Genomic DNA, 19,073 nt, shown 5'->3' with positions numbered 1-19,073 from the left:
ATCCGCGCGAGGTTCTGATCGATAGCGTCCATTAAGGGGATTGCGGCGCCGCGATCTGCTCAGTCGACCTGCGCAAGCGCATCTCAATTCGCCGACGGGATTGGTCGCCCATGGTGGATGATCCGTCAGCGGCACGATCAATAGGAACGATCAGCTGCGCCCCGGAGAGTGGGAGCACGGTGATTCCCTTCATTCGCGGATCGGCTCGGAGCACACGGACGACCGCTACCGCCCTGGCGATGGCCAACCCGGCATTGTCTGTAGACCGAAGATATTCGATGGGATAGCTGTTCGCAGAAGCCGCGATGAGCTTCGCGTCCAGATTGCTCAACCCGGCCATGGGGACTTCGTCTGTATGGCCGATGACCTCCACAACGTCGACGTCGTAGTCGTCCACGTACTTGCGCAAGGAGGGAATCACAGAGGTCCGAAGCTTGTCGACGAACTCGGGGCGCAGGGTGGCCTTACCACTTTCGAAGTAGTAGCCGCCGGCCTCGCTTAAGTTGAAAAACGGTGGCCACTCACCCTTTTTTCCCAGGCTTGCCTTCTTCAGGGCAGCGTCGGCGAACTTGTACGGATCTTGGCTGCCGGCGTTCTCCGCTGCTTTACGCAGTTTGCGTCCGAGCTCGGCGTCCTCAAGGAGGTTTGCCTTTGCGTTGTCCTGCCCGACGGACTCTAGGGTCTTCCGTGCTTCGATGGCGCGGACCAACTCCTTGAAGTATTCATCAGGTGTTGATGCCTTTGGATAGGCTTCCTGCAGCATCTCCACGAGTTTGCGGCCGACCCCGTCGTTCATTGCTGCCAGCACTTTGTCCCGCTTGGCCAGTGCTGCGCCAAGGGCCATCAGCAGCACGAAGATGAGCAGAATCATGACCTCAGCCATCGTCAGGCCGAGGACCAGCCCTCGCCTGTAGGGTTTGTCCTGACGAATGTCGAACTGCGGCATTAGTCGATCCGTTCGAGCGACGTGGCCAAACGATCCGTCATATCAACCAGTGACGTATGGACTTTAGTGACCAGCTCTCGGGAATGAGCGAGCTCGGCCGCCAAAGCACGATTGTGTACCTCAACCAGTTCGGCTGACTGTTTTGCGGAGGCAGCCATTGATGAATGCGTTTCGAGGTGGGTCGAGGCCAGTTGGGTCAGATGCGACTCCAGTGCCTTCGACGCGAGTCCCAACCCCTGCATGGCCGCCTCAGCTGCAGCGGTAGGCGCGACGCTAAGCTCATGAAGCCTCTTTTCATACGCGGCATTCGTTGCGGCAACCTGCGCCTGAAGTGAGTTGACAGTCAGAAGCAGCTGCTCAGCCAATGCCGTTGCTGCCGTCACGCTGCTTTGGGTCTCAACTGCTGCTGCCCGCCCGGCGTTGCTTGCCATCAGCAGTGCTTCCATTGCCGATTTGGTCTCGTTAGCAACCAAGCCAACGGATACCGACGACGTGGTCAGGTGCTCCTGGGTTTGTGCGATGTCGTCTAGGAGACCGCCATGCCGCTCAACCTTCGCGAGCAGGTTGTCGAACGTTGTGGAGTATTTTTTGGATCGCAAAGCGAAGTCATTGGCCTCATCGCGGATGGCAGTTGAAGCAGCGCTGCTGACTTCCTGCATGCCAGCCACGGAGGCTTTTGTGAATGTTTCAATGTTGTTGACCGCCGAAGTGTGAACCTCGCCAAGCACCTGCTGAATCCGCTGACTGAAATCGTACATGTCGCGGACCGCAGTGTTCAGCTGGCCCTTCAATCTTGCGACGGCATCCGTCATCTCCAGACGGATCTCCTCTTCGGTGTTCTCCAGGTCAGGACGTCCCTGATTGAAGAACACCCTCAAGATCAATCCAACGATGGTGGTTGCCAAAGCTATGCCGAAACCTTGGACCACGGTAGCAGCGGTGCCATCCGGATCAAATGTAAAGATCGCGTAGGACAGGCTGGAGAGCGTGTAGATGAGACCGAGGTAGTAGCAGTTGTCACCGGCCTGATCAGCCCGGAGTCGACCTGTTCCGGCGCGCCCGATCACGAGCGCATAGATGAACATCAAGAGGACAGCACCGATGGCGACCCAGACCGTTTCGATGCCGAGCGCCTTTGACGTAACGATGCCGGCGAACCCGGCTCCCGCGAAGACCATGAGCCCCCATTGGTCGATGAAGCCGCGGTCGCGCAGTCGATCGGACCATCCGGTTGCTTTTGCCATGGTTATCCACTCACTGTGTAGACACGCATCAAACGCCCACCTTGGGCGTCGATAATTTCAGTCCAGAGTTCCGGCAACGCTCGGGGTTGTGAACTTGAAGAATCGCCCCTCTGCAGCATCCAGAGATCAACCTCAACGCCACGCAGGTCAGTGCGTACACGGCTAAAGGCTTGGCTGCGAAGCAGGGATTCTGACTCCGGAAGCTGCTTATAGAAGCTCAACGCATTCGTGTGTTGAAGGAGATCCGACGCCACGACGAGGCGTTTGCGTACATCTGATCCTGGGCCGCCAGCGAACTCAGTCAGATTGATGGATTGAATCGACTCAAGAATTGGCGATCGAGATGCTTCAGATGTAGAGAGGATCTGATCGTAAGCATCCTGGATCGGCGCGATGAATTGCTCTCGGTGAAGTTTGTCGAGTTTCGCTGGGTTGCCATCTAGGTCGCTGGTATCCGCTCCGACCCCTGGATTACAGCGAGTCACGACGGGCACGAGGAGTTTCTCGGAGACGGGGTCTACTTTTGCAATAACGAGCTTCCCGTATCTCGGAATCTCCGCAGTCAAACGATCCAGCTGATTGCGGAAATCCTGCTTTTGAGGGAGCGTCATTGGGTCGGTCACGTCGACCAGCAATACCGTGACGCTGTCTGGTATTGCAGGACAGAGAGTGACGTCATCCAGCGCGCGACGGCCCAAGACTGATCTCGCGTAAAGAAATGCGATCAAAGACAAGACTGTCACGAACGCAGCGACTTTCCAGATTGCCTTGTTGCGCTCCTGATGCATGCGCTTGGACGCCGCCGAGGTTCTCCTACGCATCGCCTAGTGTCTCCCTGATCCTATCCAGATGCTCAAAGCGCTGGATCGCGTTTGTGTACTCATTAGCCACAGTCTGGATTGACGTTTCTAATGACTGTTGGGCCTGAAGGACTTCTTTCTCAGCAGTGGGCTCGTCCGGATTCGCCGCCAGCTCCGACGAATTTAAGCGCCACGGAGTGCTGAAATGCAGTGGGCGCAACCCGTCTTGGCGAGCGTTGATGTTTGCAGCTCTATATTCGGCAATCAGTGCGTCAGCGATTGACTGCAAGTAGTCTTGATGTTCGCGATACCTGTTCCGATGGGAGCTGCGGGCTTCAAGGATCCGTCCGCGCTCTCTAAACTGCTTTTGAAGCTCGTCGCGCGTGTTTTGTGCCTCGGCGATAGCTTCATCGCGCGTGGCTCGCAGTTCTTCAAGCGAGAGCTCGATCTCGTCGGCGTAGTCTTCACACCTGTCTTTGTGCCGCTTGTAGACGTCGCCGTAACCGGGATAAGGATCCTGCATCCTGAAGGCAGTTCCTGCCGAAACCAGGGAGAACACGATACCGATAGCCAAGATTCCGTATGAGTAAATGCTATCGAACGCAAGCGGGTGGTTGGCCAGGAGTGAAAGCGAGGCCTCCTCCGGATTCGCAAGCCCGGACGCCTTCGCGTCGCGAAAGTGCCCTGCAAGTAAATTCCAGGCGATTGCGGCGACTAGCCAAGTCGTCGTCGCCAGCGCTGCCGTAACCTTCCAATGCCAGCGCCGATGAATGAGATAAGGCCAGACATAGCGTCCGACGAAGCCGGATACTGCGATATTGACTCCTGCGACGACTGCCGCCGCGATGAATCCCCCAGCAGGCCGTAATCATCATTTACACGAAGGAAGGCAGTATTGCAGAGGCTTTCAATCAACCAGGCGAGTGCGAAGGTGGCCCACGCATAGATTGGTTGGATGCCAGGATGGGCGGGCCGATGCAACCCATGCTCTTGCTTGAAGTTTGCTAGATCCTTGAAAGACTCCCGGATTGCGGTCTTGGCAAGGGCAAGCCGGCCCTCTCGATTGATGATTGTTGCTTGGTAGTCCCCCAAGGCTTGCGAACTCGCTCCAGTAATAGCTGATAGCTCTCTTAACAGCGCAAGTTCGGAGAGGCGCTCCCCATAAATCCTGTGATTGTTGGAGCCATCGATCTGGGCGCGGTGCAGATTATCGCTAATCTCAGCAATGATCTCTCGCTCGACTTCATCGAAATCGGTCGAGTCGACAGGCGGGTGATTTTGTCTCCCGTTCTGCTCAGCCCGTTCTTTCAGCCGCAACTTCTTTGCGGCTTTTTCGCGATCGATCTTCAGGAATGGATCGGATGGCAGTGCCACGGTGATGTCCAGCGGGACAAATAAGTCTCGCAGGCGTTGGTACGCTGTCATCTTGAGAGCCCCCTCTCCGGCTTAAGCCTGATTAATTGTTAGTGTCGTGGCGTTACCCGAGCATCTGCCGGACTCTACCATCGCAACGATGTGGCTTGAAAAAGCATGGGCACGAAAACTTTTCTCGAACGTCCGCCTCGTGCCTAGTGTTTGCTCCGCAGGTGCTGGTACCGGTGGCCCAAAGTCATGATGTTGCCTCGATCACCGATCACCGCGTAGACGTCCAACTTGGACGAGATCGAGGCGTAGATCTTGCGGGGAAGGTCGCGGCGAAGTCGTTCCCTTGCCCGTTTGGGAAAGCTCAGTACTGTGGCTCCGTGACCGACATGGCGTTCCTGTCCGAAGTCCAGCAAGAGATCGACAAGGTTGAGCGATATCCCTCGTTGCTGCGAGCGAGCCTCCGCGTGGCGGCTGAGGGGGCGATTCGGTAGCGACTTGCCTGGAACGTCCATGGGTTGCCTCGTCTGATCGATTCGCGTTTGGCCCCTCGTAGGCCCTGGGATATTCGTCAGCTCGACCATTGTCTCCGGCCGTGAGCGCAGAACCGGTAGCCGTTTGGGGCGGGTTGACTTGCCGCGAAAAGTAACAGACACTATTTGAGACAGTCAAGGTGTCCGATATGAGATTGAGTCTGCAGCAATTGAGCGAACAGGCGCACGTGCCGGTTCGTACGGTTCGCTACTACATCCAGAAGGGGCTGCTGCCGGGTCCCGAAGGTGAGAAGCGCGGGGCTTTCTACACAGAAGCTCATCTTGCGGAGCTGCTCAGGATCAGGACATGGCAGAGCGCCGGGCTATCGCTGGAGGCCATTGCGAGCCTGCTTCAGGCACGCAGCCAGCCCCCGCTGGCGCCCGCAAGGCCGGGAGTCGTGGAAGTCCGGTCGCATCTGACGATCGCGGATGGCCTAGAGCTGGTGGTGGCGCCAGATCGGGCTGGGCTGACGCAGGCACAGCTTCGGACGCTGTTCCGACGCGTGCAGGAGATCTATGAGGAGTGCGTGGGACAACAGGTCGCCGGCGACCATGATCAGGATTCGAACAACACAGGGGCTTCGGAATGAACACATCGCAGGGCATGGAATCCGGGAGTACGCCACTGGCGCGCACGTCACTGAAGGTTGTCATCACGGACTTGCTGGCGGAGTACGAGCTTCGCCACTCCTTCAGTAATAAGGGGCGTTCCTCGATCGAAGCCATCTACAGCTTCCCGGTGCCACTGGATGCGGCATTCCTCGGTATGGAGGCGACGCTCGCAGGGGAGACCTTGGTGGCGCAGGTCATAGCAAAGCAGGCGGCTAGCGCGAACTACGACGATGCAATTGCCGGGGGCGACAGTGCAGTCCTGCTCGAGCGCTTGGAGCCGGGGATGCTCTCGGTGAACCTCGGCAACCTGAAGCCAGGTGAGACAGGTGAAATCGTGCTGCGATTTGCCGCGACACTCGGTGTAGCGGATCGCCAGGCCCGTTTCAGTCTGCCACTGGTCCATCGACCGCGCTATGGCCGCTACCGGATGGAGGAATGGGCCGTGCCAGAGGTGGATTTTGCAGTTGAGCACCCGTTGACTGCAGAAATCAGAATCCGCGGCATGTTGGTAGGCAGGCCCGTCCAGTGTGCAACTCAAGGCGTGTCGTTCGAATCCGATCCCGAGGAAACAACCTTGCGAATTCCGGATGCGATGCTCGACCGGGATTTGGTCTTGGTGTTTGACTTGGGCGATGCCTCGCTATCCGGCTGTCGGTGGGTCAGTGACGGCGATGGCAGCATTGCCATCCTGACGATCGCGCCGGGGTCGAGCGCCAGCATGGGTATGCAGCGTGAGCGCGGCATGGATCTGTGCCTGGTGCTCGATTGTTCCGGCTCCATGAGCGGGGACGCCATTGGCCAGTCGCGAGCTGCTCTACACGCGGTATCTCGAGTGCTTGGTCTAGGCGATCGCGTGCAGGTGTTGCGATTCGGCTCCCACTTTGAGCGCTTGTTTAGAAGGCCACTGCGGGCAAGTTCGCAGGTGAGCGGTGCGATGACGGAGCTCGCTGACCTTATTCAAGCCGATATGGGGGGCACGCAGATGGGAGCTGCCCTGGAGGCGGCAGTCAAGGATCTCAAGGGCCTCGATGGAGATGTATCCAGCAAGGTCATCCTGTTGGTCACCGATGGCGCAGTTCAGCCGGAAGAGTTGCAGCGCGCCCGCGAGCGTGCCACCGCTAAGGGGATTCGCATCTTTGTTGTCGCTGTGGGTAGTAGTGCCGGAGTCGATGCGCTAACGCCTCTGGCGGCAGGCACAGGTGGTGTCCTGGAGCGTGCCGTGCCCACGGAGTCCATCGATGCGGGTGTGATGCGCCATGTCCGGCGCGCTTGCCAAGCGCATCCGATTGAGTTCAAGGTCAATTGGAACGGGCCGGTAATGGCCTCGAACCTACTCGGTCCCGTCTATCAAGGTGACGTCGCCATGATGGTTGCGTCTTTTCCTGACCAAGCGCCAAGGACGGTAGGTCTTTTCGTCACCGGCGCTTGCGCTGAAAATCGCCATGTACTTTCAGAGCTCGAATCCGCCAGCGTGTGGCGTGCGTGGGCCGGTCAGCAGCTCTACCTAAATGCCCAGCCAGACCTGCGAGCGAGCATTGCTCTGCGTTACCGGCTAATCACCGAAATGACATCGGCGGTGCTCGTCAAACGCAGGGCGGAAGGCGACAAGGGAATGGCGCTTCCGACAGTCGTACCTGTTAGACACATGGTGTCGGATGGAATGGTAGCGGCATCAAAAATGTCAATGTCAATGTCGATCCCGAGCCCCCGTCAATCCAAGCGCATTACAGCCGCCGCAAGGCCTCAGGTAAATATGGCCTGTTTCCACGATATCCAATTCGATGACCTGCGGGGAGATGACTTCGTCCCGGTCAGTGACGTTAGCCGGAGCACATTGTCGCCCTCCGAAGAATCACGCGCGAAGGCTGCTCTTCGCGATGCATTGGAGAGACTGATTTTTGGACAGATGAATCCACGTGATTTCGATCTCGAACATGTGCTCGCAGCGGTTGACGCGGAGCTCCTTGAGCTGGTCAGCCGATATGTGGAGGCAACGTGTCTTCGTATCGAGGATTTGCGAACTGCGGTGCAGGTGCTCCAGGACTTGGCGGACAATGGCACTGGGGCGAACCTGACTGATGATCAGGAAGCACGACTCTCGGTTCTTTGTCAGGTTGCGAGCGAGACAACGAAGCGGCGCCGGACGCGCTGATCCTCGAGGATCGAGCCACAAGTAATCTGGCCCTAAGAACCCATTGGACACTCCGCCGCTGTGCTTTTCGCCCGCGTGGTCAGTTGCTGACACGCGGAAGCCAACGCGCTTGACTGCGCTTGCCGTCATGGATGAGATCACTGCACACGTTTCCGAGCAGCTGGAGATGCTGGAATGCCGGCATGAAATCATCTTCATCTACTGCGGCGATTCCAGGGATGGTCGTCCACTGGTGGCAAGCCAAATCTCTTCCGAGGCCTTGGAAGTTTGCTTGATCGAAGACGTGAATGGGCAAGGCTGGGTGGTATGTGGCAGACCAGGGTCAGAGCGGCAATCGATTCGCCGAGTCGCCTCTGACGACCGGCCCTTGAACATCGCCAGTGCTTGTGTGCAGGCCTTCTGCTTGTCGCATGAGTAAGTTCAAGGCAATAGCTGCGACAGCAGCGTAGCCATACGCGGCAACCTATCCGAGCAGAGCGTGGGGCGCTCTGACGAAGCGTAAGATTTGTCCTCTTGGACGGCGCTGCCTCAGGGTCTACGGAATAGCGACGCGGTGAATTCGACCAACTGCCTCAAGGTTCCGCGATACAGCCATACGAGTCCGCACATTCCGTACAGGGCAAGGGACGCCATTGCGTTCGCGGGCCGCAATATCAGCGCAGCGGGATCAACAAAAAACCAGTAGATGGTGTACGTGCCGTCCACTGAAACCCACGTCCAAAACAATGCTTGTGGGAATTGCTTCCGTCGGCGCTCCAAAAAGACGCGAAGGCTGCATGGTGCGGTTAAATACGTGACGATAGCCATGATGAAACTGATGGGCACGTCCCAGTCGGGCAATCCGGAAGACCACGCACCAATCAGTAGGAAGATGATCCCGCAGAACAGGCTGAACAATTTCCACGGGCGTACGTATTCGATTGGGGGTAGAAGAAGGGCATAGCTGCTCCGTTGTTGAAATGCAGAAGTTAAAACGGAGTCATTCCTTGCATTCTGATGATCTGAGAGATGAAGGCAGGGTCGCTATATATAGATACCGTCACCGAGGTAGATCCTTCCATAGGAGTCTGCGCAGTTCTCGAGACCATGCCGCAGACTATTTTCGGGTGGATCGTCATCAACGGCCTGATAGTCTTCATCATCGGATAGCGCAAAGGGCCGAATTGATACTTCCTTGGGCGGAATCAAAACTGCCCAACCGCCAGGAGTTCGCATTAGGCCCGTTTGTATTCGATGCTGCACTGCCAAGTCGCGAGCCCTCTCTGCCGCGATCTTAAAAAAGAGATGTTCTTCAAGTAGTTTCAACTCAGCCATGATGTTTCCTTGGCGGCCACCGCTTGGATGACGTTGACTCGCGAAGCGGAATCGGCTTGCACATATTGATATTTCTACCGGCTCCGGTCATGAAGCGAGCCATCGACGCTTAGCCATAGGCCGCCACCGAGACACAGGTCATTGCCTGGATCGCCTGTTGCAAGAGATGCATAGAGTTGGCGCATCTCGTTACCCGATCTTGAATTGATTGGGAGGTGCTCGTCGTAAATCTTGAAGAATCTAGTGAGGAGTCTCAACAGCTTCTGGTTCACCGATTCTCGCTCTTCCCCAGGCAATTGATTCACAACACAAATCCTGATGAACTCACGCCCTTTCCAGTCCACATCGAAGTTTGGATAGGTTCCAAGCTCTACTCCAAGGCGTAGCGCGGATTCAACCAATCGAGGTGTGTCCTTACATACTTCGATACGATCGTGATCTTCGCTTGCCGTGGCGGTAATGAGACTCCACTGAGGCTCGCTACCAAGTAAACGTAGGTAACCGATCCCTTCTCGTGCTACGACATAGCTTTCTGGGCCGTACAATCCATTCTTATCAGATCGCAGAACGTCGAAATCGACACTCATATTTCTTGACGTTCCTTTTGGTCCGTGCTGCAGCCAGAGAAGAAGATCTTAGATGCGACACGCATGCGTTCCTCGTAATTGAATCGCTCGGCGACAGTTTCCGCCACGGCCAACTGCTGTTCGGCAAATGTGGCTTTGCGATGCTCAAGAGCCCCTGCAAAGCGAATCAGTTGGCCAAAGACGTGCTCGGTTGCAAGCGTCTCCAGAATTTTGCGATGTGGAACCCCTTTACGTAAGGCCAGTCTTTGAGCTCCGAACAAGAACGCCGAGAGCCTTTCTTCATTTTGTATCCAGGAAGGCAAATCCGCGGAGCCGCATTGGAGGGAAACCCAGGCGGCCTTCTTGCTTTCTTCAAACCGCTGGGCTCTAGATTTTAGATGAATTAGCGCACGCCAGAGGGCAGCGGTTGCTAGTGCAAAAAGAAGCACCGCTACTGAAAGGGTATCCATGTGCGGTCATTCTTCGACAAAGGTATGTGCAGTTCCTTCGCCATCCGACTCGTCTTTGATCGCGCCCTTTTTTTCCAGCAAAGACAGCACAGATCCGGCCTGAAGTGGCTCGTCGAGGAACTCCTCGATGATCGATTGATTGTCTTTGCTTTCGAGAAGGAGATCACAAAGTTTTTTCGAAACTTCGTCGACGAACAATGTGGAGACCGGGAGACGGAGCAGTTCGTTCAATGCGCTGATCATTGCCCCAACGTCTTCATTCGGACGCAGCGTAATCGTTTCGAAAGCGTCCGAGTCTGCTTCGGATAGGCTGTCATTCAACGAGAGCTTGATCTTGCTGGCGAGAGTTTTTTTCATTTCTTCAGTGCCTGTATCCGTCGCGTAATTTCCCAGTACTCTTCGCTAGGCTCGTAGTTATCGTCATCGTGTCGGAGCCAATAGCTCTTTGCGAAATACGATTCCAGGCCAAAGAGTGCCGCTGACCACCCGTCGGTTGACGATTCACTCTTTCCGAGCTTTTGGTCCGCGTAGAGGGCGAGCAGCGCTGCGGAATCTTCGTCTTCCTCGTACCGTTCGTGAAGCATGTCCATCAGGATGTTTTGCACCAAAGCGTTCAGGATGAACGCGCGTGACTTCCCAGTCAGCTCCGCCAAACGGTCGATCAAACGCAAATCGGTCTTGCGAACTTTTATGTTGAATTTCGAGTTGCCGAGTTCTCGGGGCTTGAACCGTTCAACGAGCGAACGCCCATCCCCATATTTCGTTGAATCAAAGTGGTATGTCATTGGTTCCTCGTGCGTGAGCGCTTGAATTTCTTGTGGCGGTGGAAGCAGGTGATCAGTGTGTCGTTAATGACGGCAATCCCGACACCGCCGTGAGCAAGCATCTTTTCAAGGATCCGCAGTTCTTCCTTCTTGGATTGGATTTCCTGCTTGAGATCCCTTCTACCAGTGAGAACCAGGTCGCCTTTGCCGTTTGATCGACCCAGGTTGAGGATCACCTCAGTCATCCCCGGGGTTATCGCCCTTTGTTGCGCGCGGGCTTGGAAGTGGACTGTGGCGTTCATGGGTAGACTGCGATCCTGCGTTGACGATGACTAGAGAATAAGCGAAAAACGACTATTGGAAAGGTCATGAACAGACAAACGGGTATGCGTTCACTATACGTTCAGCTTCTAGATCTTTGGGGTGTTCATATCGCTTTGATTTGTATGAGAAAAGCTTCAAGTCCTGGACTTGGCTTCAATCTTTTAATGTGTGCTCAGTCGGAATGGGCTTCTGCTTATTCCTCGATGGTGGCTCCTGAACGCGGGTGCCCGTTGATAAAGCGGGCAATGAGGCACTTGGAAGGCTTCTGCTCTTATGAAGGGAGTCGCTTGCGACATAGTCATAAGCGCATGCGAAGTTGCCTCGCCTTCATCGCGGTTCTATAGGACGCCTTGGGGCGAGTTGGCCCCGCACAACATCCCTAAAACCGGCGATAGCTACAGCGACAATTCCGACTGACAACCGACCGTTGCTAAGCACCTGACCGAGGTTCGGCTACAGTGATCCAAGGCGCCATTACTGTGGAGAGAAGATGAGTGGCGATATCGCCGGGGCTCACCTCGACCGTCTTGCGGGCAGTCTGACTGGACTCCTTGTCGGCGACGCCCTTGGCGTGCCGTATGAATTTCATTCTGCTGACTCACTGCCGCCCGTAGAGCTGATCGAATTCCAACCACCGGCAGGGTTTCGTAGGTCGCATGGTTCGGTTTTGCCTGGCACCTGGAGCGACGATGGCGCCCAAGCGCTGGTGTTGCTGGACAGCCTCTTGGTTCAGGAGGGGCTCGACTTGGAGCACTTCTCCAAAGGCCTGCTTCGCTGGATGGCAGAAGGGTTCTGCGCAGTCGATGGAAAAGTCTTCGATGTGGGTATCCAGACTAGCCGGGCATTAGGGCGCTTGGCGGCTGGGATCCCGCCTCGACAAGCCGGCCCCGCCGGAGAGCGGGATAACGGGAATGGCTCATTGATGCGGGTGTTGCCGGTCGCCCTTTGGCACCAGGGCAGCGACCCGGAACTCGCCTTGTTGAGTGCGGAGCAGTCTCTGCCCACGCATGGGCACATGCGGTCGAGAATCGCGTGTGCGTTGTACTCGCTCTGGGTGCGTTGCGTCCTTGCAGGTCATCCTCACCCCTGGGAGGAGGCGGTTGCTCGACTGAGGTTGATAGCACCTGCGTTGGAGCTGGACGCCCAGGAGATGGAACGGGTGTTGGACCCGGCGAACGCCGAGCGTGTCCAGGGCAGTGGTTACGTCGTGGATTCGCTGTGGTCGGCGCGCGCCGCAGTCTTGGAGACTTCCAGTTTCGATGCTTGCGTGCGGCGCGCAGTGGCTCTTGGGAACGACACTGACACGACCGCTGCTATCGCAGGAGGCGTAGCCGGGGCCATGTATGGGCTCGTGGGGATTCCCCCCAAATGGCAGGCGGATCTGCGAGGCAATGACATCCTCGCGCCTTTGTTGGCTGCCCTACTTTCCCATGGCAAGTTAGTCCGGTGACAGTAAAAGCTGCAAGGACGAGTCTGACGCATCCAATCCTGATAGCGACGCTACAGGTGGGTGATGGAAAGATCGGGATCACGTTCTGCCCCGGCAAGAAACAGCCGAACGCGATGACGGGGGCGTGGGATCGCGATCTCCGCATGGATCTCGAAACCATTCGCAAGTGGGGAGCTTGTGACGTGGTGTCCCTAATCGAATCCCACGAAATGACAAGCCTCTGCGTTGACGGTCTTCCGCATATTGCGAAGGAAATTGGCTTGCGTTGGCATCACCTGCCCATCGTGGATCAGTGCGCTCCAGACCATTCCTTCGAGAGGATGTGGAGGACAACACGCCCAGGCTTGGTGAGCACGTTGCACGCGGGTGGTGGAGTCCTCGTGCATTGCAAGGGTGGGCTCGGGCGGGCAGGAACCGTGGCAGCAATGCTCCTGTTAGATTGCGAATCTGCACTGATGGCAGCCGACGCAATTGCGAGAGTCAGGGAAGTGAGGCGAGACGCGGTCGAGACATATGAGCAGGAGTCCTACTTGAATGCGTGGGCAAGTAAGCGGCGAGATCATCCCTAGGTCACGATTACGAGAAGGGCGAGCTTAAAATTGCGGGGAGTGCGTTAGTGGGCATCAACAACGATGCTAGGCAAGAGAACGTATTCACAACGCCAGGCGCCTACAGGTTTGTCGCGAACACTGCAGAAGGAATTGATCTGCATAAGCGTCAATGCGAGGTTGAATTTCCGGCAGCCACGTAACTCTAGCGGCATCTAACGCCTGAGTTAAACCGGACCGCTGCGCGGAACGACGGAGTGGTACGCGTCACCATGCAGCCGAGCCGCGAAGTGGTCTCGGCTTGAACGAATTGTTAGGCCCGACGCGCGTTGATTCGCTCTTTTGCACGCTCAACCGTTTCTGCCTTGAACAAGTCAGGGTATTTAATGACTACTGATTCAAATGTAAATTCATCCAAGCCAAGCTCCACGAGATCGTTATAAGCATCAGTAGCTTTAGCTCGACTTACAACCCGCTCGACGGTCGGTAATATTCCGTATCGCGTAATGCTCTGCCAAGTACGCGACGCTTTCGTTTTGCGCCCATTCCGTTGAGTGGCAATTTCCTCAACGGCATATATTGCCTCAAGAGCTTCACGCTCGGCGTCAGACTCAGCTCCATGTTCGAGAGCTCTCAGTTCTACCGCACGTCTTTTTGCTGCCTTCGCTAACTCGGGTTCGTTCAATGCATCAGCGTTCTTAGCGAAACGCTCGCAATCCTGAGGAGTCTTCAAACGTGCAACTCGTGGATCCATGTCGCTGACTCCTAAGGGCCTAACGCCTGAGTTAAGCAGTACAGGTTTGCGGCCTTCGACAAGTGAGACTCAATGGGTACTTGCACGAGGCCGCGAAGCGGGCTTGGCTTGAACGAATTGTTAGGCGCGGCCACTACTTGCGCTTCTTCATTCGGGTGCAATAAGTAATGTCGGATGGTGGCGTTTGGCCTGGAATGTCATTCAAAGTTCTAATGGGGTCATTTCCCCGAGACCTACTTATATTGATAGCGTGACGAAGATGGTCGCCTGTTGAAGTGATCACATGCCTTGTAAGAAGTGGTGATAGTGGTTCTTCGTTTTTAGCTACGCGGATCAAATGCTCTGTCAAGTAAATCCATCCTTTTGATGCACCTGGCGAGTAAACCTCGAAAAGGTAGCGATGAAATTTTGACGTATGCGACATCCCATAGAGAACGTCGTCGTCTATTGGCGAATGACACAACGGGCACTTGAGATCAGTCATGACGAGAGCGCCTAACGCCTGAGTTAAGCCGGACCGCTGCTCGGAACGGCGGAGTGGTACACGTCACCATGCAGCCGAGCCGCGAAGCGGCCTCGGCTTGAACGAATTGTTAGACCACGGGCTATTTGGCCCGCTCTGCGCATTTTGCAATTTCCTGATTTGTTTTCAGGGACAAGCAATGACGAAAATCTGAAGTGACATGATTCTTTCGGTCAATTCGTTTTGAAGCTTGGTTGTTGCGCGAGGCTGCCGTCGGCTTGGTTTTGACGGCTGCTGAATCGGCTTGCACTTCAACCGGTGCCACAGGTGCCATCTGGACGGCGAGTGTAGGGGCTGCCTGTTTCGCTTGGCCACCAAAATGGTAGACGAGCCAAAGAATTCCACCAACCATGAGCACGTTCATTAGCGTTTGATATCCACTAGACCCGGGCTCTTCGGTCTTTGGGGGTACCACGACGGTTTGAACTTCAGGTTGCGTTGCACTGCGGCCTGCTGCTGCGCTCCCGACGGTATAGGAAACCGCAATTGTAAGAAGCTGCAGAAGTAGTAGCCCAGCAGTGAAAATGCTTCCGAAGAGTGTAAAGGCGACCCATCCGGCCGTAACCAGCCACAGCTTTCCGCGCCCAATCGCTCCCGCACCGACGATAGTGATGAAGATGAGGACTTGGAACCCAAGAACGCCCGCCGTGAGAAGGTAGCCCATACGTGGTCTAACGCCTGAGTTAAGCCGGGCCGCTTTGCGGCCTTGGGCAAGTGAGACGCAATGTTACTTGCACGAGGCCGCGAAGCGGGCCATGCTTGATTGCGTTGTTATTTCACTGCGTGAAGTTTCGTAGACCAGTCAGGATGTGCTCGCCGGCTCTACCCAAGCCCGATAACGATCCCCTCGGACGACTCGTTCGGCATTTTTCTCACGCGAAACACCTGAGTGCGGCGGAGCACAGCATCGACGCGCTCGCCAAAATGCTGCTGAAGGGAGCTGTCTTCGAACAGGGCCAGGCAAGTAGCCAGTAGGTGGCGTGGGGCCACACCTCGACCCGCATGGGCATTCTGCCCCCTCAGGTTTGGCCCCAACGCATATCCTGGCACTAGCTCAATATTTCCATCTCTAACGCGTCCGCCACTTCAGATAGTCATACAAAGGAACCGATCTACCATCATCTGGCGTGATCCCGAGACTTTCCAACCACGGCCGAATATCTGAAGCCAAGTTCTTGCGATCCTCAGACCCGAAGGTATAACCAAGTACTCGGTCCTCACTGAGCTGAACGCTGAAGTCCAGGGATACCTCACCATCATCCGAGACGTAATGGCTCTGGAGCTCGGGCAATGGACGCTGCGGCTTCTCCACAGTGATCTTGCCACGTGCGCCCCAGTAAACCGGAATGAGGATGTCCTCACGATCCAAAGGCAGAGTCCCTGCTTCCCATTCTTCATAGATATCCAGCTTGTCGTGGGGAATCTCGCTCGACGTTCCTTGGAGTCGCGCCTTCTGGAAGCGGAGGGCCTCTGCTGCCTTTTGGCTAATGCTGCTCCTGTAAACGACAAGAAAGACCGCTCGGTCCCTCAAACTGTTCGGCGGCTGATCAAGAAGCAACCTCGAGCGATTCTTCGCCAGAATTGGCCGGGTTTGCCGACGCCGCTTCCATGCATCCGCGGCCTTACGCAGATCGCTGTCGCTAATCTCTTGGGCCTTTGGCCATAGCGCATCGAACCAGTGCTGGCCCTCCTTGAGCAGGGCTACCTCTTTGGTCAGGACGCCAACTTCGTGAAACTTAGCGGCTTCATCATCTTCCAAGCCCAAGCCGTTACTCGAGATGTTGGCGGAACCAACGATTAGGGCGTTGTCGGTCAAGATCACCTTTGCATGCAGCTCATCGCACTGCCGTACCTCGACGTTCGGGATCGCCATGATCTCCTTGACGGCCTTTGGATTGGTGCCCCCCAATGCCAGGTTGCAGATGATGCGAAGTTTGTCGCCGCGCCACTCCTTGAATACCGATTCAGCGCCGCGCCCCCAAAAGGCCACGGCGATTGACGCAACGGTTGCTTCTCCAATCCTTTCGCGAAATGTCGACAGGTACTGTTTGCCGTGGATCAGCATGGATATGCTCTCCGTGAGGGTTCAGGATCAGCCAGTAGGGGTGTGACGCGGACACGGCCGGTGAGGAGGTCTTCCAACAGACCGGCCTTTAGCACTCTCGATTTAGTGACCTCCACCGGTTCTTTTGGGTAAGACGATTGCAACGGTTGTGCTGCCGATGGCATCCATCAAGCATGCGAATTCTTTCATCAGGCTAACGCCTGAGTTAAGCCGGGCCGCTTTGCGGCCTTGGGCAAGTGAAACTCTATGGTACTTGCACGATGCCGCGAAGCGGGCTCGGCTTTAACGAATTGTTAGGCGCGCTTGTGGTCCTTGCATATGGATGGAGCCTTTCTGTTGAGCGATGGCTTGAACTTGTCATATAGCTCAATTTCTGCACAACGAAAGCAAGGCGACTTAATTACCCAAGATATGTAGAGGTCGAGGGGATTCATAAGTTGACTCTGACACCAAGCGTGCAGTGCCTTTCCGCCAGAGTGGTGTCCGGTACCTCCGCCGTAGAAGCCAAGCATGTCTGCAATAAGATCGCCGACTCTTGTTCTAAAGCGATCTGTATTTTTGGAATTTCCACCGGCATACAAAGGAAAGGAATCTGCCACAGGCTGACCTTTGAATTTATTCAACGTAACGATATACGCACTTGTGGAAATAGGCGGTAGCAGACTCGGATTCTCAACACAATTGTTAAGTAATGTCCGCAGTTGAATCGGGTCGCTTAGCTTGTTCATACAGCTCCCTCCGCCCATTCCACGCCGGGAGATAAAGCGCCAAGCACCGAAGGGATGTCCCCAACTGGGAATGCATCGTAGACGCTGCGCACATCAAGATCGCTGTTCATAGAAACTCCAGTTTTGAATGAGGGCAGGCCCGGCTCAACGCCTGAGCTAAGCCCGGCCATTTTGCGACCTTGGGCAAGTGAATATTAGCTTGAAGCTTGGGGTGCCGCGAAGGGGCTCGAATTGGACGAGTCGTTAGGTCGAAATATGCCTTATCCATCTGAAGGCAATTGAACGATGGGCCCGCGCCCGCCATGACGCGGTCCGCTAGGACAGCGACGCATGATGTCGCTTGCTTGACTAGCCTGGCAAAGACTGGAATCAGTGATGGAGCAAGCATGCAACGCGAGCTGTTCGATCGCCTCGGGAGCGAGTTGGCCTCGTCCGAACATGTATGTGCGGCGGAAACGGTCAGCTACCACGATCTGCTGGAAAGTGCTGAAACTGTCTTACGAGGCGAGAGTCGCCAGGGAGCTTTTGGCTGCATCGCGCATGTCAGGCAACGTCGGAAGCTTGCGGTCGATTTGATGCAGAGAGACGCAACGGAGGGCGTGCCTCATCACTGGTTGGCACGCTTCCACGCTTTTAGCAGCCATCCAGCGGAGTGTCTGTGGCGTCTTGATTTCGTGGAAGCGGTCTATCTTGGAGACGAAGCAGCGTTAGTGCGCTGCCGCTGCGGTCTGTTGTCAAACCAACATGCTGCCGAGCATGCGCACATGGAAGAGGCCTTTGTGCCGCTGTGTTGGCATGACTACTTACACTCTGAGGCCGTGGCTGAGGAGATTCGACGCAGGCGTGTTCAGGCTGTTGGCAATTTCCCTCCTGCGATGTTCGTAGCCGTTTGGGCGGCCTATTCGGATGGCCCGGAAACTCGGGTCAACTCGGCTTGGCGAGTTCTCGATGCAGTCGATGGCGGTCACAAGATCATCGCCCCACTGGCGCGCTTTCTGCGGATCAATCGCAAGGCAGTTCGCTCAAGTTCCCGGTACAGTGAGATCCGGCCCGCTGATTGGGTGAGCTACAGCAAGACGCGCCGCACGTTGCGTGCATTGCCAGCAATGCCTGGTCACATCCTCGCTGCAGGGCTTCTCCGGCCAGAGGAGTTGCAGGCGTGGTTGCCAACTATCGATCTCATTGCCCGCGCAGCGTCCATCGAGCCCGCGGCTTTGTTCCATGCTCCCCGTGATCTCTTTGAGGACGTGGCTTCTCTGCCACAGACGGTCAGCTCTCTCGAAAGGAAAAAGTTGCTACGGACCGCTATTCGCGTGGTTCGCAGGAATCCTGTTCGGGGCGTGCCGGTACTGTTGTCAGGAATATTGTTCAGGCCCTATTTGAGACCGGAACCGGTTTCGACGCCGCTGCCACGCCTTGCAATTGAGCTTTCCCGGGGTGGTGCGCGCATTCGCTATTGGACACCGAAGAGATTGAGCGCGAGGGGCGCCAGATGGCGCATTGCGTCGGGACATACGCTCGCCGTGCGGCGCGTGGAGAAGTCCAGATCTTTGGACTTCAGCGTAGCGATGGTGTGGAGCGTGCCACGGTTGTGATCAGACCGCCGCCCTACACCTGCGAATCGCACGATCCCGTTGACGTAGAGGTCGCTGCATCGCACAACGGGCCGCTACGCCCCTCGATGCTGATAGCGCTTGGGGAACTATTGCAGGAGATAGGTGGGCCTGATTTGGAAGTTCATCTCGGGACGATCTGAGCACAGCTGATGTCATTTCTTCATAGAGAGCCTCCTTGCCGGGCGGCAAAAGATCAGTCACTAACCGTCAGCTCAAGATTATCGAGAGCATAGCCAGGGTCGGCTTTGCGATAGCGTGGATCACCTCTGCAAAGGTGCCTGGCCGGGGCGATAACGCAGCGG

The 19,073-nt window shown here is 56.1% G+C and carries 21 protein-coding genes; 7 read left to right on the top strand and 14 right to left on the bottom strand.

Annotated elements, in window-relative coordinates; all coding sequences use genetic code 11:
- Positions 1-31 precede the first annotated feature (31 nt).
- From FHQ07_RS06685 to FHQ07_RS06665, 5 genes are all read right to left on the bottom strand, one after another.
- Entirely contained in the window at positions 32-946 is a 915-nt protein-coding gene (locus tag FHQ07_RS06685) for an OmpA family protein (RefSeq protein WP_139716076.1), read from the bottom strand.
- Positions 946-2,190, bottom strand: a complete 1,245-nt coding sequence (locus tag FHQ07_RS06680) for a hypothetical protein (protein WP_139716075.1) — start codon at positions 2,188-2,190, stop codon at positions 946-948. Before FHQ07_RS06680 ends, FHQ07_RS06685 begins: the two co-directional genes overlap by 1 nt.
- A gap of 2 nt (positions 2,191-2,192) precedes the next feature.
- Positions 2,193-2,978, bottom strand: a complete 786-nt coding sequence (locus tag FHQ07_RS06675; RefSeq protein ID WP_139716074.1) for a hypothetical protein — start codon at positions 2,976-2,978, stop codon at positions 2,193-2,195.
- Positions 2,979-3,003: 25 nt separating this feature from the next.
- Complete coding sequence (locus tag FHQ07_RS06670) at positions 3,004-3,564, bottom strand: hypothetical protein (RefSeq protein ID WP_139716073.1); 561 nt, start codon at positions 3,562-3,564, stop codon at positions 3,004-3,006.
- A gap of 140 nt (positions 3,565-3,704) precedes the next feature.
- Positions 3,705-4,415 (bottom strand): hypothetical protein, encoded by a 711-nt coding sequence (locus tag FHQ07_RS06665; RefSeq protein WP_139716072.1) that lies wholly within the window; start codon positions 4,413-4,415, stop codon positions 3,705-3,707.
- A gap of 625 nt (positions 4,416-5,040) precedes the next feature.
- Between FHQ07_RS06665 and FHQ07_RS06660 the strand changes: the two genes are divergently transcribed.
- The 3 genes from FHQ07_RS06660 to FHQ07_RS06650 all read left to right on the top strand — a co-directional run bounded on the left by FHQ07_RS06660 (position 5,041) and on the right by FHQ07_RS06650 (position 8,067).
- On the top strand, positions 5,041-5,475 hold the full coding sequence (locus tag FHQ07_RS06660) for a MerR family transcriptional regulator (RefSeq protein ID WP_206202361.1): 435 nt from the start codon (positions 5,041-5,043) through the stop codon (positions 5,473-5,475).
- Entirely contained in the window at positions 5,472-7,649 is a 2,178-nt protein-coding gene (locus FHQ07_RS06655) for a VIT domain-containing protein (RefSeq protein WP_139716070.1), read from the top strand. The genes FHQ07_RS06660 and FHQ07_RS06655 overlap by 4 nt, the downstream gene beginning before the upstream one ends.
- Before the next feature lie 127 nt (positions 7,650-7,776).
- Positions 7,777-8,067: a hypothetical protein gene (locus FHQ07_RS06650; protein ID WP_139716069.1), complete on the top strand. Its 291-nt coding sequence runs from the start codon at positions 7,777-7,779 to the stop codon at positions 8,065-8,067.
- Positions 8,068-8,672: 605 nt separating this feature from the next.
- On the opposite strand, the gene FHQ07_RS06640 is transcribed toward FHQ07_RS06650, so the two are convergent.
- The 6 genes from FHQ07_RS06640 to FHQ07_RS06615 all read right to left on the bottom strand — a co-directional run bounded on the left by FHQ07_RS06640 (position 8,673) and on the right by FHQ07_RS06615 (position 11,065).
- On the bottom strand, positions 8,673-8,963 hold the full coding sequence (locus FHQ07_RS06640; protein WP_139716068.1) for a hypothetical protein: 291 nt from the start codon (positions 8,961-8,963) through the stop codon (positions 8,673-8,675).
- 74 nt (positions 8,964-9,037) lie between these two features.
- Entirely contained in the window at positions 9,038-9,550 is a 513-nt protein-coding gene (locus FHQ07_RS06635; RefSeq protein ID WP_139716067.1) for a hypothetical protein, read from the bottom strand.
- Positions 9,547-9,999: a hypothetical protein gene (locus FHQ07_RS06630; RefSeq protein ID WP_139716066.1), complete on the bottom strand. Its 453-nt coding sequence runs from the start codon at positions 9,997-9,999 to the stop codon at positions 9,547-9,549. The genes FHQ07_RS06635 and FHQ07_RS06630 overlap by 4 nt, the downstream gene beginning before the upstream one ends.
- A gap of 6 nt (positions 10,000-10,005) precedes the next feature.
- Entirely contained in the window at positions 10,006-10,356 is a 351-nt protein-coding gene (locus tag FHQ07_RS06625; protein WP_139716065.1) for a hypothetical protein, read from the bottom strand.
- The gene (locus FHQ07_RS06620; protein WP_139716064.1) at positions 10,353-10,784 is read right to left on the bottom strand and encodes a type II toxin-antitoxin system TacA family antitoxin; all 432 of its coding nucleotides are present in this window, start codon (positions 10,782-10,784) and stop codon (positions 10,353-10,355) included. Before FHQ07_RS06620 ends, FHQ07_RS06625 begins: the two co-directional genes overlap by 4 nt.
- Complete coding sequence (locus FHQ07_RS06615) at positions 10,781-11,065, bottom strand: hypothetical protein (RefSeq protein ID WP_139716063.1); 285 nt, start codon at positions 11,063-11,065, stop codon at positions 10,781-10,783. Before FHQ07_RS06615 ends, FHQ07_RS06620 begins: the two co-directional genes overlap by 4 nt.
- A gap of 512 nt (positions 11,066-11,577) precedes the next feature.
- On the opposite strand from FHQ07_RS06615, the gene FHQ07_RS06610 reads away from it, so the two are divergent.
- Positions 11,578-12,537 carry an ADP-ribosylglycohydrolase family protein gene (locus FHQ07_RS06610; RefSeq protein ID WP_139716062.1) on the top strand — a complete coding sequence of 320 codons (960 nt, stop codon included), beginning with the start codon at positions 11,578-11,580 and terminating at the stop codon, positions 12,535-12,537.
- Between the two features lie 113 nt (positions 12,538-12,650).
- Positions 12,651-13,106, top strand: coding sequence for a phosphatase domain-containing protein (locus FHQ07_RS06605; protein WP_338419642.1), 456 nt, complete (start codon positions 12,651-12,653; stop codon positions 13,104-13,106).
- Between the two features lie 292 nt (positions 13,107-13,398).
- On the opposite strand, the gene FHQ07_RS06600 is transcribed toward FHQ07_RS06605, so the two are convergent.
- From FHQ07_RS06600 to FHQ07_RS06590, 3 genes are all read right to left on the bottom strand, one after another.
- Positions 13,399-13,839 carry a hypothetical protein gene (locus tag FHQ07_RS06600; RefSeq protein WP_139716060.1) on the bottom strand — a complete coding sequence of 147 codons (441 nt, stop codon included), beginning with the start codon at positions 13,837-13,839 and terminating at the stop codon, positions 13,399-13,401.
- A gap of 605 nt (positions 13,840-14,444) precedes the next feature.
- Positions 14,445-15,026 (bottom strand): hypothetical protein, encoded by a 582-nt coding sequence (locus tag FHQ07_RS06595; protein ID WP_139716059.1) that lies wholly within the window; start codon positions 15,024-15,026, stop codon positions 14,445-14,447.
- Between the two features lie 405 nt (positions 15,027-15,431).
- On the bottom strand, positions 15,432-16,427 hold the full coding sequence (locus FHQ07_RS06590; RefSeq protein ID WP_139716058.1) for a phospholipase D family protein: 996 nt from the start codon (positions 16,425-16,427) through the stop codon (positions 15,432-15,434).
- Between the two features lie 1,114 nt (positions 16,428-17,541).
- Between FHQ07_RS06590 and FHQ07_RS14540 the strand changes: the two genes are divergently transcribed.
- Both FHQ07_RS14540 and FHQ07_RS14720 read left to right on the top strand, forming a co-directional pair.
- Positions 17,542-18,750 carry a hypothetical protein gene (locus FHQ07_RS14540; RefSeq protein WP_139716057.1) on the top strand — a complete coding sequence of 403 codons (1,209 nt, stop codon included), beginning with the start codon at positions 17,542-17,544 and terminating at the stop codon, positions 18,748-18,750.
- On the top strand, positions 18,648-18,911 hold the full coding sequence (locus FHQ07_RS14720; RefSeq protein WP_139716056.1) for a PcfJ domain-containing protein: 264 nt from the start codon (positions 18,648-18,650) through the stop codon (positions 18,909-18,911). Before FHQ07_RS14540 ends, FHQ07_RS14720 begins: the two co-directional genes overlap by 103 nt.
- The last annotated feature ends 162 nt before the right edge of the window (positions 18,912-19,073 follow it).

The sequence above is a fragment of the Thermomonas aquatica genome (assembly GCF_006337105.1).
In the GTDB taxonomy this organism is placed as follows: Bacteria; Pseudomonadota; Gammaproteobacteria; order Xanthomonadales; family Xanthomonadaceae; genus Thermomonas; species Thermomonas aquatica.
This window is presented reverse-complemented; position numbering and strand designations above follow the sequence as displayed.

Bases quoted from the DNA above. Each gene is read 5' to 3' on its own strand.
- FHQ07_RS06605 (WP_338419642.1), top strand. From the start codon at position 12,651: ATGACGGGGGCGTGGGATCGCGATCTCCGCATGGATCTCGAAACCATT.
- FHQ07_RS14540 (WP_139716057.1), top strand. From the start codon at position 17,542: ATGCAACGCGAGCTGTTCGATCGCCTCGGGAGCGAGTTGGCCTCGTCC.
- FHQ07_RS06640 (WP_139716068.1), bottom strand. From the start codon at position 8,963: ATGGCTGAGTTGAAACTACTTGAAGAACATCTCTTTTTTAAGATCGCG.
- FHQ07_RS06675 (WP_139716074.1), bottom strand. From the start codon at position 2,978: ATGCATCAGGAGCGCAACAAGGCAATCTGGAAAGTCGCTGCGTTCGTG.
- FHQ07_RS06600 (WP_139716060.1), bottom strand. From the start codon at position 13,839: ATGGATCCACGAGTTGCACGTTTGAAGACTCCTCAGGATTGCGAGCGT.
- FHQ07_RS06630 (WP_139716066.1), bottom strand. From the start codon at position 9,999: ATGGATACCCTTTCAGTAGCGGTGCTTCTTTTTGCACTAGCAACCGCT.
- FHQ07_RS06655 (WP_139716070.1), top strand. From the start codon at position 5,472: ATGAACACATCGCAGGGCATGGAATCCGGGAGTACGCCACTGGCGCGC.
- FHQ07_RS06685 (WP_139716076.1), bottom strand. From the start codon at position 946: ATGCCGCAGTTCGACATTCGTCAGGACAAACCCTACAGGCGAGGGCTG.
- FHQ07_RS06590 (WP_139716058.1), bottom strand. From the start codon at position 16,427: ATGCTGATCCACGGCAAACAGTACCTGTCGACATTTCGCGAAAGGATT.
- FHQ07_RS06615 (WP_139716063.1), bottom strand. From the start codon at position 11,065: ATGAACGCCACAGTCCACTTCCAAGCCCGCGCGCAACAAAGGGCGATA.
- FHQ07_RS14720 (WP_139716056.1), top strand. From the start codon at position 18,648: ATGGCGCATTGCGTCGGGACATACGCTCGCCGTGCGGCGCGTGGAGAA.
- FHQ07_RS06610 (WP_139716062.1), top strand. From the start codon at position 11,578: ATGAGTGGCGATATCGCCGGGGCTCACCTCGACCGTCTTGCGGGCAGT.
- FHQ07_RS06680 (WP_139716075.1), bottom strand. From the start codon at position 2,190: ATGGCAAAAGCAACCGGATGGTCCGATCGACTGCGCGACCGCGGCTTC.
- FHQ07_RS06665 (WP_139716072.1), bottom strand. From the start codon at position 4,415: ATGACAGCGTACCAACGCCTGCGAGACTTATTTGTCCCGCTGGACATC.
- FHQ07_RS06625 (WP_139716065.1), bottom strand. From the start codon at position 10,356: ATGAAAAAAACTCTCGCCAGCAAGATCAAGCTCTCGTTGAATGACAGC.
- FHQ07_RS06650 (WP_139716069.1), top strand. From the start codon at position 7,777: ATGGATGAGATCACTGCACACGTTTCCGAGCAGCTGGAGATGCTGGAA.
- FHQ07_RS06595 (WP_139716059.1), bottom strand. From the start codon at position 15,026: ATGGGCTACCTTCTCACGGCGGGCGTTCTTGGGTTCCAAGTCCTCATC.
- FHQ07_RS06635 (WP_139716067.1), bottom strand. From the start codon at position 9,550: ATGAGTGTCGATTTCGACGTTCTGCGATCTGATAAGAATGGATTGTAC.
- FHQ07_RS06620 (WP_139716064.1), bottom strand. From the start codon at position 10,784: ATGACATACCACTTTGATTCAACGAAATATGGGGATGGGCGTTCGCTC.